This is a genomic window from Lysobacter korlensis (assembly GCF_042434515.1).
In genome coordinates this window covers 601,277-616,643 of record NZ_JBHLTG010000003.1, presented here as the reverse complement: position 1 = coordinate 616,643, position 15,367 = coordinate 601,277, and the positions used below count along the sequence as shown (strand labels likewise).

Here is a 15,367-nt window from a genome sequence, read left to right as displayed (position 1 = left end):
CCGACAGTTCGTCCGGAAAAGGCGGCCGCTGGCCGCCTTCTCTTTTGCTTCTCGGTCGGTCTAGTACGAACCGTCCCACTCAGATTTTTCTCGTTCCGCGAGGAGACGACCGCGACTTGGCGGGGCCCTGCGCTCCGGACGGGGGCGCGACGCCCCCGGGGCGCGAACCGCCACAACGCGTGAAGGCCATGCGTTTGCCGCCTCTGTTGCACCGCCGCATAATCGGGACGTTCCGGCCCCGGCCGTCCAGCCTCATCAGGAGTACGCCATGAGCGACGTCGTCATCGTCGGTGCCAAGCGCACCGCCATCGGTTCCTTCCTCGGCCAGTTCACCGGAGTACCGACCCCGACGCTCGGCGCCGCGGCGATCAGCGGCGCACTCGAAGATGCTGGCCTCGCGGCGGACCAGGTTGAAGAAGTAATCATGGGCTGTGTGCTGCCGGCCGGCCTCGGGCAGGCGCCTGCTCGCCAGGCGGCGCTCGCGGCGGGCCTGCCGAACTCCACCGGCTGCACGACCATCAACAAGGTCTGCGGCTCGGGCATGAAGGCGATGATGTTCGCGCACGACATGATCAAGACCGGCTCGGCCAGCGTGATCGTGGCCGGCGGCATGGAATCGATGACGAACGCGCCGCACCTTCTCAATGGCTCGCGCACTGGCGCCCGCTACGGCAGCGCGGAAATGCTGGACCACATGGCGCACGACGGCCTCACCAACCCGTACGACGGCAAGGCGATGGGCGTGTTCGGCGATGCGATGTGCTCGACCTACGGTTTCGACCGCGAAGCCTTGGATGCGTACGCAACCGAGAGCGTCAACCGCGCGAAGGCCGCGCAGGACAGCGGCGCATTCAAGGACGAGATCGTCCCGGTGACGGTCAAGGGCCGCAAGGGCGAGGTCGTCGTTGACACGGACGAAGAGCCGGCCCGCATCGACCCCAGCAAGATTTCCGGCCTGCGCGCCGCGTTCGGCAAGGAAGGCCTGCTCACGGCCGCCACCTCGTCGAAGATTTCCGACGGCGCCGCCGCCGCGGTACTCATGAGCGCCGAGGCCGCCGCCGAGCGCGGCATCAAACCGATCGCGCGCATCGTGGCCCACGCTCGCTACTCGCACGCACCGGAGCTGTTCACCACCGCGCCGGTCAAGGCGACCGAGGACGTGCTGCGCAAGGCGGGCTGGACGGTTGACGACGTGGACCTCTTCGAAATCAACGAGGCGTTCGCGTGCGTCGCCATGGCGCCGATGAAGGACCTGGGCATTCCCCACGACAAGCTCAATGTGCACGGCGGCGCGACCGCGCTCGGCCACCCGATCGGCGCCAGCGGCGCGCGCCTGATGGTCACGCTGATCAACGCCCTGCGCCAGCGCGGCGGAAAGCGTGGCGTGGCCTCGCTTTGCATCGGCGGCGGCGAGGCCACGGCGATGGCGATTGAGCTTCTCTGACCAGCGTCCCTATTCAGTCCGATGAAATTTTTCGCTTGTCGACGCTTGACACGCGTAAAGGGCTTGTCATCATGTTATGGGCGCGCGGTTTCGCGTTGCCTATACTCTGACGAGGAAACCGCATCATGACGATCAACAAGGCGCTGCTCGCCCTGGCCCTGGGCTTTGCGTTGGCCGCTTGCTCCAACCAGGAGCAGGCCGCCGATTCCGCCGCCGAAGCTGCCGAAGCCGCGACCGAGGCTCAGGACGCTGCGACCGGCGCCATTGCCGCCGGCGACGCTGCTGCCGCTGACGCTGCACAGGCTGCTGCCGATGCTGCAGCCGTGGCTGCCGACGCCGCTGCGACCTCCGCAAATGCCGCTGTCGGCGCGACCGACCTGGGCAATGCCGACAACGCCGCGGACGCTGCCGAGCAGGCTGCCGACGCTGCCGAGCAGGCTGGCGAAGCCGCCGAAGCCGCTTCGGGCAACTGATCACCCCGTAATGCCGCTTGCTGTATCGGGAAGGCCGCCAGCTTTCTGGCGGCTTTTCCTTGTCAGTGAATGAACGCGACGCGATGAGCCGAGCCGACGCAAGCACTGGCGTTGCTTCACCGTTGTTTACCCACCCTAAGCCTTCATCCGGAGATACCCATGAACACCAAGCTCTACGTCGCCCTGTTCGCCGCTGCTTTCGCCCTGTCGGCCTGCAACAACGAGCCGGCTGCCGAAGCCGAAGTTGCTGACGCCGCTGCTGCCACCGAAGTGGCTGCCGACGAGACCGTCGTCGCTGCCGACGCCGCTGGCGCCGCTGCCGTTGAAGGCGTCGACGCTGCTGCCACCACGACCGCTGAAGCGATCGACCCGGCTGCTGTCCCGGCCGACGCCGCTGTTCCGGCTGCCGACGCTGCCCTTCCGGCCGCCGACGCTGCTGCTACCGAAGAAGTCCAGCAGTAATCGGTTAGCGGTACACGCAGTACGAAGGGCCCGCGCAAGCGGGCCCTTTTTTTGTCCGGCAGGACCGGCGCTCGCGTGCGCGACCGAGTCGGTCGGAGAGCTCAGGTGCGCGCGACAAGCGCCTCGCTATCCGTGCGCCGCCGCGTTCGCGCACATGGGCCTGACCCGGCGCCGAGGCGACCGACGTGCGCCGGCCTTCGTGCGCTCCCTCGCAGCGAAAAACTTCGGCATCTACGCTGCCATCCCCCGCTGCTGTGCACAGCGCGGCGTAGACCCGCGCAGACCGGCATCCACGCTCTTCCACGGCGCTTACTTGGACCGTACACGCGCTTTGTGGTTTGATGCCGCGCTTCCTTCGATGCCGCCAAGCCGATGCCTGCACTGACCTCCCAGCTCGATCCGCGCTCGCAAGAATTCCGTGACAACGTGGCCTACCACCGGTCGCTCGTCGAGGAGCTCGACGCACGTCTGGCGCGCGCAGCAGAAGGCGGCGGCGCCAAGGCACGCACGAAACACACCGAGCGCGGCAAGCTGCTTGCGCGCGATCGCATCACTGCCCTGCTCGACCCCGGATCGCCGTTCCTGGAGATCGCTCCGCTGGCGGCCGAGGGCATGTATGACGACGCAGCGCCTGCGGCCGGCATGGTCTGCGGTATCGGGCGCGTCATGGGGCAGGAAGTCGTGATTGTGGCGAACGACGCGACGGTCAAAGGCGGCACCTACTTCCCGATGACGGTGAAGAAGCACCTGCGCGCGCAGGAAGTCGCGCGCGAGAACCGGCTCCCGTGCGTGTACCTCGTCGATTCAGGCGGCGCATTCCTGCCGCTGCAGGACGAAGTGTTTCCCGACAAGGAGCACTTCGGCCGCATCTTCTACAACCAGGCGCGAATGAGCGCCGAGAACATCCCGCAGATTGCCGTGGTCATGGGCAGCTGCACTGCGGGCGGCGCCTACGTACCGGCGATGTGCGACGAGTCGATCATCGTCAAGGAACAGGGCACGATCTTCCTCGGAGGCCCGCCGCTGGTGAAGGCCGCAACGGGCGAGGTTGTCGATGCGGAGGCCCTCGGCGGCGCCGAGGTGCACACCAGCGTGTCGGGCGTTGCGGACCACTTCGCCCAGGATGACCGCCACGCGCTGCAGATCGCGCGGGATATCGTCGGCCACCTCAATCGTCGCAAGACGCTGCCGGTTGCTGTACAGCCTGCGCGCGAGCCTCTGTTCGCCGCCGAGGAGCTGTACGGCATCGTGCCCAAGGACACCCGCCGACCGTTCGACATCCGCGAGGTCATTGCGCGCATCGTCGATGGAAGCGATTTCCAGGAATTCAAGGCACGTTACGGCAAGACGCTCGTGACCGGCTTCGCGCACCTGCACGGCTACCCGGTCGGCATCGTCGCGAACAACGGCATCCTGTTCGCGGAGAGCGCGCTCAAGGGCGCGCACTTCATCGAGCTGTGCAACCAGCGCGGCATTCCGCTCGTGTTCCTGCAGAACATCACCGGCTTCATGGTCGGCCGCAAGTACGAGAACGCGGGCATCGCAAAGGACGGTGCGAAGATGGTCACCGCAGTGGCGTGCTCGCACGTGCCGAAGTTCACCGTGGTGATCGGCGGCAGCTTCGGTGCGGGCAACTACGCGATGTGCGGGCGCTCGTACGGCGCGCGCTTCCTGTGGATGTGGCCGAACGCGCGTATCAGCGTGATGGGCGGCGAGCAGGCCGCGAGCGTGCTCGCGACCGTGCGTCGCGACGGCATCGAAGCGGCCGGCAAGGCGTGGACGCCCGAAGAAGAAGAAGCGTTCAAGACGCCAATCCGCGACCAGTACGAAACGCAGGGCAACCCCTACTACGCCACCGCGCGACTGTGGGACGACGGCATCATCGATCCCGCCGACACACGCCGCGTGCTCGGACTCGGCCTGTCAGCCAGCCTTAACGCGCCGATCGAACCCGCGCCGGGTCAGACGAATGGCACGCGGTTCGGCGTATTCCGGATGTAGTCGGTCGGATAGTCGCGGCGCCCGGCGCTCCGGCCGGGCATCGGGAGGTAACTGGCGACCGCTGCGGTCGCCGCGGGCTCAGCGCCGCTTCTTGCGCACGTACAGGACCAGCGAATGGTCCTCGATCTCGTAGCCGAAGCTCTCGGCGATGCGGCGCTGCAGTTCTTCGATTTCCGCGCTCTCGAACTCGACGATCTTGCCGCTTTCGATATCGACCATGTGGTCGTGGTGCTGCCCGCGATCGAGTTCGTAGACGGACTGACCCGCTTCGAAGTTGTGCTTCAACACGAGGCCCGCGGCTTCGAACTGAGTAAGTACGCGATAGACCGTTGCAAGGCCGATGTCCTCATCCTGGTCCAGCAGCATCCGGTAGATGTCTTCGGCCGTGACGTGGCGTGACTTGGAACTCTCGAGGAGCTCGAGGATGCGCATCCGCGGCTGCGTGACTTTCAGGCCGGCCTTGCGCAGCTCTTGCGACTCCATGGAATCCTCCGGTAACGATGCGCTGTCCAAACCCGCGATGAACACGGCCGCGTCAGCGGGCCTCGGCGGGGCCGGCAGTGTATCATCGGCGCCGGTTTCCTCTGCCGGCTTCCGGTGCCAATGCACACCATGCGCAAGCTCCTGCCCGTTCTCCTCGTCGCTGTTCTCACTGCCGGCTGTGGCGTGATCTATCGCCAGCCGATCTACCAGGGCAACCTGCTGGAGCAGTCCGCAGTCGAGCAGTTGCAGGCTGGCATGAGCAAGCAGCAGGTCGTGACGCTGCTCGGCACGCCGTCGATCGCTGACCCGTTCAACCAGAACCGCTGGGATTACACCGCAAGCCAGCGCATCGGTCGCGCGGGGAACACCCGGGTGAAGAACTTCACGCTGTGGTTCGAAGGCGACACGCTCGCGCGCTGGGAAGGCGACTATTTCCCGGAGCAGGACCAGGCGCTGGCCGAGAACTCCGTCAAGCAGTTCGGCCGCAATCTGGCGAAGGACAAGAAGAAGCAGCGCCGCGGCGGCCGCTGACCTTCGCACCTGCTCTTCGGTTTTCCGCCTGCGGGCTGGGAATCGCCGCAGCGTCAGCGGGCAGGAGCTTGCCGTTCGCGTGCCCGCCGGCGCCGTGACTCCTTCGGGTCGGCCACCAGCGGGCGCAGCAGTTCGATCCGGTCTCCATCCGATAACGGCGTATCGGTCGTCACACGCAGGCCGTGGATCGCAACCGCGACCTCCCCGCCGGCCATCGGCACGCTGCGCAATGCGTCGCGGACGGTGCTTCCGAGCGGCAGTTCGAGCAACGTCGTTTCGAACCGGCGCGGCCAGGCGCGAATGACCTCGACCTTCACCGGACGCTCGTGTCCGGGTCGCGGTCGGCAACGCGCACGAAGTCGTTGACCATGCGGTCGGCCAGCCCTTGGAAGCCCAGGGCAAGCGCAGGCGCGAGCAGCCGTACCTTGGGCTCGAAGCTCAGCGTCAGCGTCACGCGGCAGGCTGATTCATCAAGCGCGTGAAATTCCCACCGCCCGCCCAGCTGCTTGAATGGACCGTCGACGAGACGCAGGTCGATGTGGTGCGGCGGCGCGAGCGTGTTCTCCGTGACGAACCACGTGCGCAGCCCGCCCATGCGCAGATCCAGCCGCGCGACCTTACGGTTGTCCGACGACTCAAGCACCTGCGCTTTCTCGCACCAGTCGAATCGGCGCGGATAAGCCTCCACGTCGTTGACCAGCGCGAACATGCGCGCTGCGGAGTGTTCGACGAGGGCGGATCTGCGGATATCGGGCATGGATTCGGGCTGCGGGCGTGTTGCTTCACGCAAATCCCCGGCAATCAGGGACAATGGCGCGATGGCGAAGAATGCGACGAACAAGACCGGCAAGGATAAGGGAAAGCCCTCCGCGGGCGGGACCATCGCGCTGAACAAGCGTGCGCGGCACGACTATCACTTCGAGGACAAATTCGAGGCGGGCCTGGCCCTGCAGGGCTGGGAGCTGAAGTCGATCCGGGCCGGACGCGCGAACATCACCGAAAGCTACGCGGTCATCCGTAACGGCGAGATGTACCTGTTCGGCGCACAGATCACGCCGCTGATCTCGGCGTCGAGCCACGTCGTGGCCGAAGAGCGGCGGACGCGCAAGCTGCTGCTGCACCGGCACGAGATCGACAACCTGATCGGCCGTGTGCAGCGCGAGGGCTACACCGTCGTGCCGACCGCGCTGTACTGGAAGGGCAACAAGGTGAAGGCCGAGGTTGTGCTCGCGAAGGGCAAGCAGTCGCACGACAAGCGCGAAGCGAGCAAGGAACGCGACTGGGCGCGCGAGAAGCAGCGCGTGCTGCGCCGGCACAACAAGAACGCCTGACGCCTCTTCGCGTCAGCGGTGATCGTGCGCGGCGTCGCCCGGCAGGGTGAACCGGAACATCGCGCCCTGCCCTTCGGCGCCCTCGGCGCGGATCGTGCCACCGTGGCGCTCGACGATACGCTTGACCGTCGCCAAGCCGATGCCGTGGCCAGCGAACTGCTCCTGGCTGTGCAGGCGCTGGAACGGGCGGAACAGCTTGTCGACATACGCCTGTGAGAAACCGGCGCCGTTGTCGCGCACGAAGAACTCATCCGTCTCCGCGAGCAGGCCGAACTCGACGCGTGCCGCGTCGCGGCCGCGTGTGAACTTCCACGCGTTTCCGAGCAGATTCGACAGAAGGTTGCGCAGCAGAGCGGGATCGCCGGAAGCCGCAAGGCCAAGCTGTACGACGAACTCCACCTCACGTTGCGGATCCTCGGCGCGAAGCTCTTCGCCGATCTCCTGCGCCATGCGGCTGAGGTCGACGGCCTCGGGCTTGAGCTCACCGCGCGTGAGGCGGGACATCTTCAGCATCGCGTCGATCAGCTCGCCCATCCGCGACGCCGCGCGGCGAACCCGGCCCAGGTAATCGCGGCCGCTGTCGTCGAGCGCCGCGCCGTAGCGCTCGGAGAGGATGCGGCCGAATCCTTCGATTGCGCGCAACGGCGCGCGCAGGTCGTGCGACACGCTGTACGCGAACGATTCGAGCTCCTGGTTGGCCTGGCTCAGCTCGCGCGTGCGCAGCGCGACGCGTGCCTCCAATGTGCGGTTGAGTGCGTGCACGCGCGCCTCGGCGCGCAGGCGTTCGGTGACGTCCTCGACCTGCACCAGCCCGGCGACGTCCTGACCGACGTTGCCCGGCACCGAGGCATAGGTCAGCTGCACGTGGCGGGGAATGCCATCCTCGTGGTGGAAGCGCCGTGTCGTGCGGCGCACGTCGCCGGTTTCGGCAGGCAGCGGTGTGGCTTCCCCGCGTCGCACCTCGTCCTCGTCGAACAGCGCGCGGAACGGCGTGCCCGCCAGCGCGGCCGGATCGCGGCCGATGATGCGGCCCATTGCCGGATTGGCCTCGACGATGAGGCCCTGGCTGTCGAGTAGCACCATGCCGATCGCCGAGTACTGCATCGCGCCGCGGAAGCGCTGCTCGCTGCGGCGGTAGTCCTCGGTGAGCCGGCTCGCGATGATGCGCGCACGCGCCTCCGTCTGCGCGAGCATCCACGCCACCGCGTACATCAGCAGCGACGCGACAATGCCGAGCGCGAGCGTGTTCTGCAGTGCCTGCATTCGCGGCGCGGCAACCGCGATCGGCGGCGAGTCGAAGTCGATCCGCCAGTCACGACCGTACAGCTCGACGCGCCGGCTGTAGCGGAACGCCGGCGTTTCCTCGCTCTGGCCGAACGCGTTCGTGAAAAGCAGCACTTCGTTGCCGCCGGTCACGTCGTAGATGCGGAACCGCGCATTCGGGCGGATGTTGCCGAGCGAACTGGCGACGAACTGCCGCATGCGGAACGGGACGTACACCCAGCCCTGGATCAGCATGCGCCGCGCCTCGACATCGGCCGGCTGCTCCCCGCCCCGGTACACAGGCAGGTAGAGCAGCAGCCCTGTCGCCTTGAGCGGCCCGTCCTGCAGCAGTTGCACAGGACCGGTCAGGCGCGCCCTGCCGGTTTCGAGCGCGGTCTGCAACGCGGCACCCCGCGTGGGCTCGGAAAACATGTCGAACCCGATCGTACGCTGGTTAGCCGGCGACCTCGGCTCCAGGTAGAGCACCGGTCCGTACACCTCCCGCACCCCGCGCGGAAACACCGCGAGCATTCCGTTGCCTGCATCGCGCCACTCGAGCTGCAGGTCCCCGATCCGGCCGCCATCGACGTAGGCCGCGTATCCGAGACCGAGCATCGCGGGGAAGCGCGTGCCGATGTCCATGCCTTCAACGTAGGACGCCCACTGCTGTGGCGTCGGACGGTTCACGGAAGCGAACAGCGCTGCGCCGCCACGGGTTACCAGCTCGTACTGCACGAGCCGCTGCTGCAGCAGGTCGGCGACTTCGGCAGTCGTGGCGATGAAGCGCGCCTCGGCCGCGCGCAGCTCGCGCTGGCGCACGCTATGCCAGGTCGCGAACACGAGCACCAGCGCACCGATCAGGACGGCGAGCGCCAGGAGGTGGCCACCATGAGGGAGAAAGTGCTTCTCGAAGCGGCTGGAACGCGGGATGTCGGGGGACGCATCCATTCGCCGACAGGATACGCGATGCCACGAAAAAGCCCGCCTTGCGGCGGGCTTTCGGGAAGTGGTGGAGGTGGGCGGAATCGAACCGCCGTCCGAAGGCACTACATCCCCGGCACTACATGCTTAGCTCGCCGTTGGTTCTCGTCGCATGGCAGCACGGCGTGCAAAGCGCACCCTGCGACAAGCCCGCTTTGAGTTAACCGGAGACTGACGGGCAGCCATCACCGGCGATTCCGTGATAATGACCCTACACTGCGAGCACGGACACAAGCAGTTTCGGGGCTTACGCCTTAAGCGGCGAGAGCGTAGTTGTCGTCGTTGGCAACTAAAAGTTTGCAGCTGGATTTACGAGGAAAGCTACCCCCTCGGCATGCACCAGGCGATTTCGCAACCCCCGTCGAAGCCAGTGCACCCCCGGGAGCCAGACAGAATCGCTGACCCGGCCAGTATAGGCCCCTGCCCCCGTATCACAAGCGTTGCTTAAGGACGGGCCAGCGCGGGTTCATCGGCGCGCGTGCGCACCGATCAACGTGATCGTGCCTTCGACGCAGACGGCAACGCCTTCGGTGCGGCCGTGCGCGACCGCCACACCACCGGTGAACGCTGAAAAGGCAGGCAGCACCGTGAGGTCCTCGCGCAGCCAGAATGCAGGCCAGCGCCGCGCGCCGAGTCCCGGCAACCCGACGCACGGGTGCAGATGGCCGCAGAGCACGTGGAGGCCGGGACTGAGGGCCGGTTCGTGCCGCAGCGCGAACGGCGGATCGTCGAGTGCCTCGCCTAGCAGTTCGATCGCGAGTCCCGCCCCTGCGAGTGCCCGGTCGTGGTTGCCGACCAAGGCCGCGACGTGGATATCCCGATGCGCTTCCCGCCACTGCACCCAGGACTCGCGCCACGCCGCGTCGGGCGCCGGGCCGTGGAGCACGTCGCCGAGTACCCAAAGCGCGCTCGCGCCGCTCGCCGCGAGCAACCGGTCGAGCCGTTGCAGGTCGTGGGTCGTGCCGCCGCGCGGCAGGCCGATGCCGGCACGCCGGAACACATCGGCCTTGCCGAGATGGAGGTCGGCCACCATGAGTCTCCCCCGGCGCGGCCAGTACAGGGCGCGGTCGGCATAGAGACGCACCGGCTCGCCCGCAAGTTCGATATCAACGCTTTCGAGCATGGCGACGTTCGAGCTGCTCGGCGGCGCGCTGCACGCGCGTCCTCCAGTCTTCGGTGCTGAGCTGGCCGCGCTTGCCTTCCGCCCACAGCGGGAACGACAGCGGCGTGAGGCTGCGCGGCCGGACCAACCGTAAATCGCGCGATGCGCATTCGTGCAGCGCGCGCTGCAGCCGGCCCACCTCGAGCTGCTGGCTCAGCACCTCGTGCTCGGCGAGCTGCAGCAGCAGGTGCTCGGGGTCGTAGCGCGCCAGCACGTCGTAGATCAGGCCACTGGATGCCTGCAATTGCCGCATCGACCGTGGCGCCCGCCCCGGCAACGAAGGCGGCAGCAGTCCGGCTACGCGCGCAATCTCGCGGAACTGCCGACGCGCCAGCTCGGCGAGATTCAGGCTTTCACGAAGATCCTCGACGAGGCTGTCCGGCTGCAGCAGCTGCAGCAGTTCCTCCTCGTCGATCTGCACCGGCTCGGCCGGCGACAGCACGAAGCCATAGTCGTTCGCCGCATACCCGAACGTATTCGGACGCAGACGCCCCCAGCGCAGCGCGAGCAGCGCGGCAAGCCCCTCATGGGTCTGGCGGCCTTCGAACGGGTAGACGAACAGGTGCTGGCCGTCGCGCGCCTTCACGGCTTCGACCAGTAGCCGTCCCGCCCCCGGCCGCTCCGACAATCGGGCCTGCAACTCGAGCAATGGCGCAAGCGCGTGCAGTTCCGGGTCGTCGGCTGGTGCTTCGAGCAGCCGCTCGACACCATGCGCAAGCTCGCGCGACAGGGACATGCGCGCTCCCTGCCACTTCGGCACTTGCCCTTCACCACCGCGCACGATGCGCACGAACGCGGTCATCTGCTCCAGCCGCACCAGTTCGAGCATGCGGCCGGTGAACTGGAAACGGTCGCGCGGGCGCAGCCGTGCGATGAAGCTTTCCTCGACCGTCCCCAGCGCGCCGCCACGCAGCAGCTTGACCGCGATCGAGCCCTCGCTCGTGATCGTGCCGATCGACAGCCGATGCCGCGTCGCGATCCGCCGGTCCTCCACGCGATAGACGCCATCGTCCCCGATCACCACACGGCGGTAGTCGGGATAGTGCTCGAGTGCGCGTCCGCCCTGCACGACAAACTGCAGGACCCCGCCCCAGGCGACGGGATCGAGCTGCGCGAACGCGTGCGTTCCGCGCACCTCGTCGTACAACGCGTCGGCTTCGAATCCGCCCCCGAGCGCGAGCGTGACGCAGTGCTGGGCCAGCACGTCGAGGCTGAGCCGCGGTGGCGTGCGCGATTCGATGCGTCCACCGGTGATCGCCTCGCGCACGGCGGCGAATTCCACCGGTTCGAGTGCATTCGTCGGAACACATACGACGTGCCCCGCTTCGCCGGGCCGATGCTTCGCGCGTCCCGCGCGCTGCAGCAGGCGCGCGGCGCCTTTCGGACTGCCGATCTGGAACACCTGGTCGACGGCGGGAAAATCCACGCCCAGGTCGAGGCTAGACGTGGCGACGACGCACCTCAGGCTGCCGTCGCGCAGACCGGCCTCGGTTCGGACGCGGAGCTTCGCGTCGATCGAGCCGTGGTGCAGCGCGAGCGTCGCCGGGTCTTCCGGCCAGACCGCCGACAGCGCCTGATGCCACAGTTCGGCCGTGGCGCGTGTGTTGGTGAACACCAGGCTCGTGCGGGCCGCCAATACCCGCTCGGCCACGCGCGAGAGCTGGCTCAGGCCGAGGTGGCCGGCCCAGGCGAAACGCTCACCGGCTTCGGGCACGAGCGACTCGAGCGTCACCGTGCGCGGTGCGACGCCGGACACGATGGCCGCGCCCGGTCGGTGCGGCAGCAGCACGTCGCGCGCTTCGTCGAGGTTGCCGAGCGTGGCTGACAGCCCCCAGATGCGCAACTCCGGCGCGAGTGCACGCGCCCGCGCCAGGCACAGCTGCAGCAGCACGCCGCGTTTGTTGCCGACCAGTTCGTGCCATTCGTCGATGACGATTGCGCGCAGCGAAGCGAGCTGCGGCGCGGTCTCGGGGTAGGACAACAGCAGTGCGAACGACTCGGGCGTGGTGACGAGCGCGTCCAACTTGCCGTCGCGCGAAAGGCGGCGGTCGCGTGCGCTCGCATCCCCGGTGCGGAGGCCGACTTCCCAGTCGAGCCCGAGTGCGTCCACGGGCTCGCGCAACGCGCGGACGCTGTCAGTCGCCAGTGCGCGGAGCGGCGTGATCCACAGCAGCTTGAGGTCGCGCGCCCTGCCCCGCCCGGCGACCGGAGGCGCGGCAGCGGTCCTGACCAGCCGACCATTGCGACCGACGCGGAGCCTTCCTTCAGGCAGTGCGGGAGGTGCCGGGGCCTGCGCGGCTTTGCGCGGCGATCGTGCGCCGACATCGTCAGCGAGTGCTTCCAGCAACGGCCCACCGAACGCCGCCAGCGTCTTGCCGCTGCCCGTCGGGGTGTGCAGCAGACCGGACTCGCCTGCGAGGTAGCGACGCCAGACCTCGCGCTGGAACGGCAGTGGCGTCCAGCCGCGCGATGCGAACCACCCGTCCAGACGTTCCTGCGGGTCGCGCGCCGCCGCGGCAGCCGGCTTGCGCGCTCGCGCCGCGCTCACCGCGCGAGCGCCCGCAGCGTGTCGACGCGATCAGCCTCCGCCACCGGCTTGTCGTGGCGCCATCGAAGAATGCGCGGGAAGCGCACCGCGATGCCCGACTTGTGTCGCGTCGAACGGTTCACCGCCTCGAAGCCCAGCTCGAACACGTGCACCGGTTCTACCGAGCGCACGGGGCCGAAACGTTCGACGGTATGCGCGCGGATCCAGCGGTCGAGCGTGAGGATCTCCTTGTCGTCGAGTCCGGAATACGCCTTGGCGACCGGCACCAGCACATCGCCGTTCCAGAGCGCAAACGTGTAATCGGTGAACAACGTGCTGCGCCGGCCGCTGCCCGACTGCGCATAGACGAGCACCGCATCGATTGTCAGCGGGTCGATCTTCCATTTCCACCAGTCGCCACGCCGCCGGCCGGACTGGTAGGGCGAGGCCGCGCGCTTGATCATCAGGCCTTCGACGCCCTGCGCGCGCGAGTTTTCGCGCAGCGCGGCCGCTTCTTCCCACGACGCCGCAGCCACCTGCGGCGACACGCGAATGATCGGGCTGGCATGCGCCTCCAACAACCGGGCAAGCGCGGCGCGGCGCTCCGCCAGCGGCCGCTCGCGAAGGTCTTCGCCGTCGAGTTCGAGCAGGTCATAGGCCAGCGCCTGCACCGGCGTGTCCGCCAGCGTCTTGGGGCCCGGCTTGCGACGCTGGATTCGCGTCTGCAGCGCGGTGAATGGCAAGGGCTGCGGCTCGGACCCGCGCCATCCGAGCAGCTCGCCGTCGATCACGCAGTCGCGCGGCAGCGTTGCGGCTGCGGCTTCGATTTCCGGAAAGCGCCCGTCGAGGCGCTCCTCGCCACGCGACCACAGCGCCACCTCGCCGCTGCGCCGGATCAGCTGCAGGCGGATGCCGTCCCACTTCCACTCCAGCAGCCAGTCCTCGACCGCGCCAAGCGATTCCGGCCCGGTTTCGAGCGGCGATGCGAGGAAGAACGGATACGGCTGCTGGCGGTCGGTGGCAAGTTCGCCTTCGCTGAGCAGGTCGCGCAGGAACCCCGGCGATGGCGTCCACGCGCCGAGCATGCGTTGCGCAATGCGCGCGATATCGACGCCGGACATTTCGGCCAGCGCCTGCTGCACGAGCCGCTGAGAGACGCCGACACGCAGCGCGCCGGTCAGCATCTTGTTGAATACGAAACGCTCGTCGAACCTCAGTTGCCGCCAGCCGTTGACCACCGCTTCCCGTCGAAGCGGAACGTCGCGTCCGGCATAGGGAAGCAGGCGGCGCTCGATCCACTCGCGCAGCGGCACGTCGTCCTCGGGCACGGGCGGGTCGTCGAGCAGCAGCGTGAGGGTTTCAGCGAGGTCGCCGACGTGCGCATGGCAATCCTCGACCAGCCATTCGGGCGTGCCCGTGACTTCTCCGAGCCATTGCCGAAGCTCGCGCGTGGTCGCGATGCGCGCAAGCTTGCCGCCGGAGAGAAGCCAGAGCGCCCACACAGCGTCCTCGGGCGGTGCGCTGCGGAAATACGCGATCAGCGCAGCGCGCTTGTCGAGCGTCGCGGTGCTGCGGTCGAGCTCTCGGTAGAGCGCCGCAAAGCGTCTCATCGCGGCCTCCGGGGCGGCGCGTGGGCTGTCATTCCTGTTCGCCCTCCACCGCTTCGCCGAATTCCGTGCGCAGCGCTTCCGCGGCGATGCCCGATTCGTTGAGCGCGCGCACGATCGCATCGGTGCTGCCGTGCGTGGCGATGACGCGGCTCGCGCCGGTTGCACGGATCGTCCGCATCAGGTCCGGCCAGTCGGCATGGTCGGACACTACGAATCCGCGGTCGTAATTGCGGCGGCGCCGGTTGCCGCGCACGCGCATCCAGCCCGATGCGAAGCCGGTCTGCGCGCGCTTGAAACGGCGCATCCACGAACTGCCCGCGGCCGACGGCGGCGCGACAATCAGCTCGCCCGCAAATTCGGCGCCTTTCGCGGTCTCGCTGACCAGCCGCGTCTCGAGCATCCGAACGCCGGCGCCGCGATACACCTCCACCCCGGCTGCGACCGCGCCGTGCAGCAGCGCCGGCCGGTCGGTGAACGCCTCGAGTTCCGCGAGGAGCCGCTGCGCCTTGCCGAGTGCATAGCAGAGCAGCACCGCCGCTTCACCACGCTCACCGCAGGCGTTGCGCCACTCCACGATGTCGCGTGCGACGTCGGGCGTGTGCGGCCAGCGGTAGATCGGCAGTCCGAATGTGCTTTCGGTAATGAACACATCGCAGTGCACAACCTCGAACGGCACACAGGTCGGATCGGGCTGCCGCTTGTAGTCGCCCGAAGCAACCCAGACTTCGCCGTCGACTTCGATACGCACCTGCGACGACCCCAGCACGTGACCGGCCGGGTGAAGCGAGACGCGTGCGTCGCCCAGGTCGAACGGCTCGCCGTATTCGTAGACCCGGTAGTCCTGCTCGCCCAAACGCCAGCGCAGGATCGGCAGCCCGTCGGCTACGACGTGATAGACGCCCATGCCGCTGCGGGCATGGTCGCCGTGCCCATGAGTGATCACGGCGCGCGCGACCGGCTTCCACGGGTCGATGTAGAAGTCGCCCGCGGGGCAGTACAGGCCCTCCGGGCGCAGGACGACGAGGTCGGGTCGGGCGCGCATCGACGCACCGTATCGCCGGCGGTGTCAGCGCCCCGCATACACCGCGCGGCCGGGGCC

The 15,367-nt window shown here is 68.0% G+C and carries 14 protein-coding genes and 1 other RNA gene; 6 read left to right on the top strand and 9 right to left on the bottom strand.

The genetic code is table 11. The annotated features are described in order from the left end of the window. Positions 1–268 precede the first annotated feature (268 nt). From ACFFGH_RS15885 to ACFFGH_RS15870, 4 genes are all read left to right on the top strand, one after another. Entirely contained in the window at positions 269–1,444 is a 1,176-nt protein-coding gene (locus tag ACFFGH_RS15885) for a thiolase family protein (RefSeq protein ID WP_386669951.1), read from the top strand. 125 nt (positions 1,445–1,569) lie between these two features. Next, positions 1,570–1,917, top strand: coding sequence for a hypothetical protein (locus ACFFGH_RS15880; protein WP_386669948.1), 348 nt, complete (start codon positions 1,570–1,572; stop codon positions 1,915–1,917). Between the two features lie 159 nt (positions 1,918–2,076). Then, on the top strand, positions 2,077–2,379 hold the full coding sequence (locus ACFFGH_RS15875) for a hypothetical protein (RefSeq protein WP_386669946.1): 303 nt from the start codon (positions 2,077–2,079) through the stop codon (positions 2,377–2,379). Positions 2,380–2,751: 372 nt separating this feature from the next. Beyond that, positions 2,752–4,380, top strand: a complete 1,629-nt coding sequence (locus tag ACFFGH_RS15870; protein WP_386669944.1) for a carboxyl transferase domain-containing protein — start codon at positions 2,752–2,754, stop codon at positions 4,378–4,380. 78 nt (positions 4,381–4,458) lie between these two features. Here ACFFGH_RS15870 and fur read toward each other — a convergent pair whose 3' ends face one another. Then, positions 4,459–4,863 (bottom strand): ferric iron uptake transcriptional regulator, encoded by a 405-nt coding sequence (gene fur / locus ACFFGH_RS15865; protein WP_386669942.1) that lies wholly within the window; start codon positions 4,861–4,863, stop codon positions 4,459–4,461. A gap of 129 nt (positions 4,864–4,992) precedes the next feature. On the opposite strand from fur, the gene ACFFGH_RS15860 reads away from it, so the two are divergent. Further along, positions 4,993–5,394, top strand: coding sequence for an outer membrane protein assembly factor BamE (locus ACFFGH_RS15860; protein ID WP_386669940.1), 402 nt, complete (start codon positions 4,993–4,995; stop codon positions 5,392–5,394). Positions 5,395–5,447: 53 nt separating this feature from the next. Here the strand turns inward: ACFFGH_RS15860 and ACFFGH_RS15855 are convergent, their stop codons facing one another. Together ACFFGH_RS15855 and ACFFGH_RS15850 are read right to left on the bottom strand one after the other, a co-directional pair. Then, a complete protein-coding gene (locus ACFFGH_RS15855; RefSeq protein WP_386669938.1) occupies positions 5,448–5,711 on the bottom strand; it encodes an RnfH family protein in 264 nt (87 codons plus the stop codon). Next, positions 5,708–6,151 carry a type II toxin-antitoxin system RatA family toxin gene (locus ACFFGH_RS15850; RefSeq protein ID WP_386670263.1) on the bottom strand — a complete coding sequence of 148 codons (444 nt, stop codon included), beginning with the start codon at positions 6,149–6,151 and terminating at the stop codon, positions 5,708–5,710. The genes ACFFGH_RS15855 and ACFFGH_RS15850 overlap by 4 nt, the downstream gene beginning before the upstream one ends. Before the next feature lie 61 nt (positions 6,152–6,212). On the opposite strand from ACFFGH_RS15850, the gene smpB reads away from it, so the two are divergent. Beyond that, positions 6,213–6,725, top strand: a complete 513-nt coding sequence (gene smpB, locus ACFFGH_RS15845) for an SsrA-binding protein SmpB (protein WP_386669936.1) — start codon at positions 6,213–6,215, stop codon at positions 6,723–6,725. 12 nt (positions 6,726–6,737) lie between these two features. Here smpB and ACFFGH_RS15840 read toward each other — a convergent pair whose 3' ends face one another. From ACFFGH_RS15840 to ACFFGH_RS15815, 6 genes are all read right to left on the bottom strand, one after another. After that, on the bottom strand, positions 6,738–8,936 hold the full coding sequence (locus tag ACFFGH_RS15840) for a CHASE domain-containing protein (RefSeq protein WP_386669933.1): 2,199 nt from the start codon (positions 8,934–8,936) through the stop codon (positions 6,738–6,740). 59 nt (positions 8,937–8,995) lie between these two features. Then, positions 8,996–9,349, bottom strand: a transfer-messenger RNA (tmRNA) gene (ssrA, locus tag ACFFGH_RS15835). Between the two features lie 86 nt (positions 9,350–9,435). After that, entirely contained in the window at positions 9,436–10,092 is a 657-nt protein-coding gene (gene pdeM, locus ACFFGH_RS15830; RefSeq protein WP_386669931.1) for a ligase-associated DNA damage response endonuclease PdeM, read from the bottom strand. Further along, positions 10,076–12,679 carry a ligase-associated DNA damage response DEXH box helicase gene (locus ACFFGH_RS15825; protein WP_386669928.1) on the bottom strand — a complete coding sequence of 868 codons (2,604 nt, stop codon included), beginning with the start codon at positions 12,677–12,679 and terminating at the stop codon, positions 10,076–10,078. The genes pdeM and ACFFGH_RS15825 overlap by 17 nt, the downstream gene beginning before the upstream one ends. Then, on the bottom strand, positions 12,676–14,268 hold the full coding sequence (locus ACFFGH_RS15820; RefSeq protein WP_386669925.1) for an ATP-dependent DNA ligase: 1,593 nt from the start codon (positions 14,266–14,268) through the stop codon (positions 12,676–12,678). Before ACFFGH_RS15820 ends, ACFFGH_RS15825 begins: the two co-directional genes overlap by 4 nt. A 28-nt stretch (positions 14,269–14,296) precedes the next feature. Next, a complete protein-coding gene (locus ACFFGH_RS15815; protein ID WP_386669923.1) occupies positions 14,297–15,310 on the bottom strand; it encodes a ligase-associated DNA damage response exonuclease in 1,014 nt (337 codons plus the stop codon). Positions 15,311–15,367: the final 57 nt, after the last annotated feature.

What these genes read in the sequence shown, in the direction of transcription:
- smpB (WP_386669936.1), top strand. Translation starts at nt 6,213, where the DNA reads ATGGCGAAGAATGCGACGAACAAGACCGGCAAGGATAAGGGAAAGCCC.
- pdeM (WP_386669931.1), bottom strand. Translation starts at nt 10,092, where the DNA reads ATGCTCGAAAGCGTTGATATCGAACTTGCGGGCGAGCCGGTGCGTCTC.
- fur (WP_386669942.1), bottom strand. Translation starts at nt 4,863, where the DNA reads ATGGAGTCGCAAGAGCTGCGCAAGGCCGGCCTGAAAGTCACGCAGCCG.
- ACFFGH_RS15820 (WP_386669925.1), bottom strand. Translation starts at nt 14,268, where the DNA reads ATGAGACGCTTTGCGGCGCTCTACCGAGAGCTCGACCGCAGCACCGCG.
- ACFFGH_RS15885 (WP_386669951.1), top strand. Translation starts at nt 269, where the DNA reads ATGAGCGACGTCGTCATCGTCGGTGCCAAGCGCACCGCCATCGGTTCC.
- ACFFGH_RS15860 (WP_386669940.1), top strand. Translation starts at nt 4,993, where the DNA reads ATGCGCAAGCTCCTGCCCGTTCTCCTCGTCGCTGTTCTCACTGCCGGC.
- ACFFGH_RS15850 (WP_386670263.1), bottom strand. Translation starts at nt 6,151, where the DNA reads ATGCCCGATATCCGCAGATCCGCCCTCGTCGAACACTCCGCAGCGCGC.
- ACFFGH_RS15815 (WP_386669923.1), bottom strand. Translation starts at nt 15,310, where the DNA reads ATGCGCGCCCGACCCGACCTCGTCGTCCTGCGCCCGGAGGGCCTGTAC.
- ACFFGH_RS15880 (WP_386669948.1), top strand. Translation starts at nt 1,570, where the DNA reads ATGACGATCAACAAGGCGCTGCTCGCCCTGGCCCTGGGCTTTGCGTTG.
- ACFFGH_RS15840 (WP_386669933.1), bottom strand. Translation starts at nt 8,936, where the DNA reads ATGGATGCGTCCCCCGACATCCCGCGTTCCAGCCGCTTCGAGAAGCAC.
- ACFFGH_RS15870 (WP_386669944.1), top strand. Translation starts at nt 2,752, where the DNA reads ATGCCTGCACTGACCTCCCAGCTCGATCCGCGCTCGCAAGAATTCCGT.
- ACFFGH_RS15875 (WP_386669946.1), top strand. Translation starts at nt 2,077, where the DNA reads ATGAACACCAAGCTCTACGTCGCCCTGTTCGCCGCTGCTTTCGCCCTG.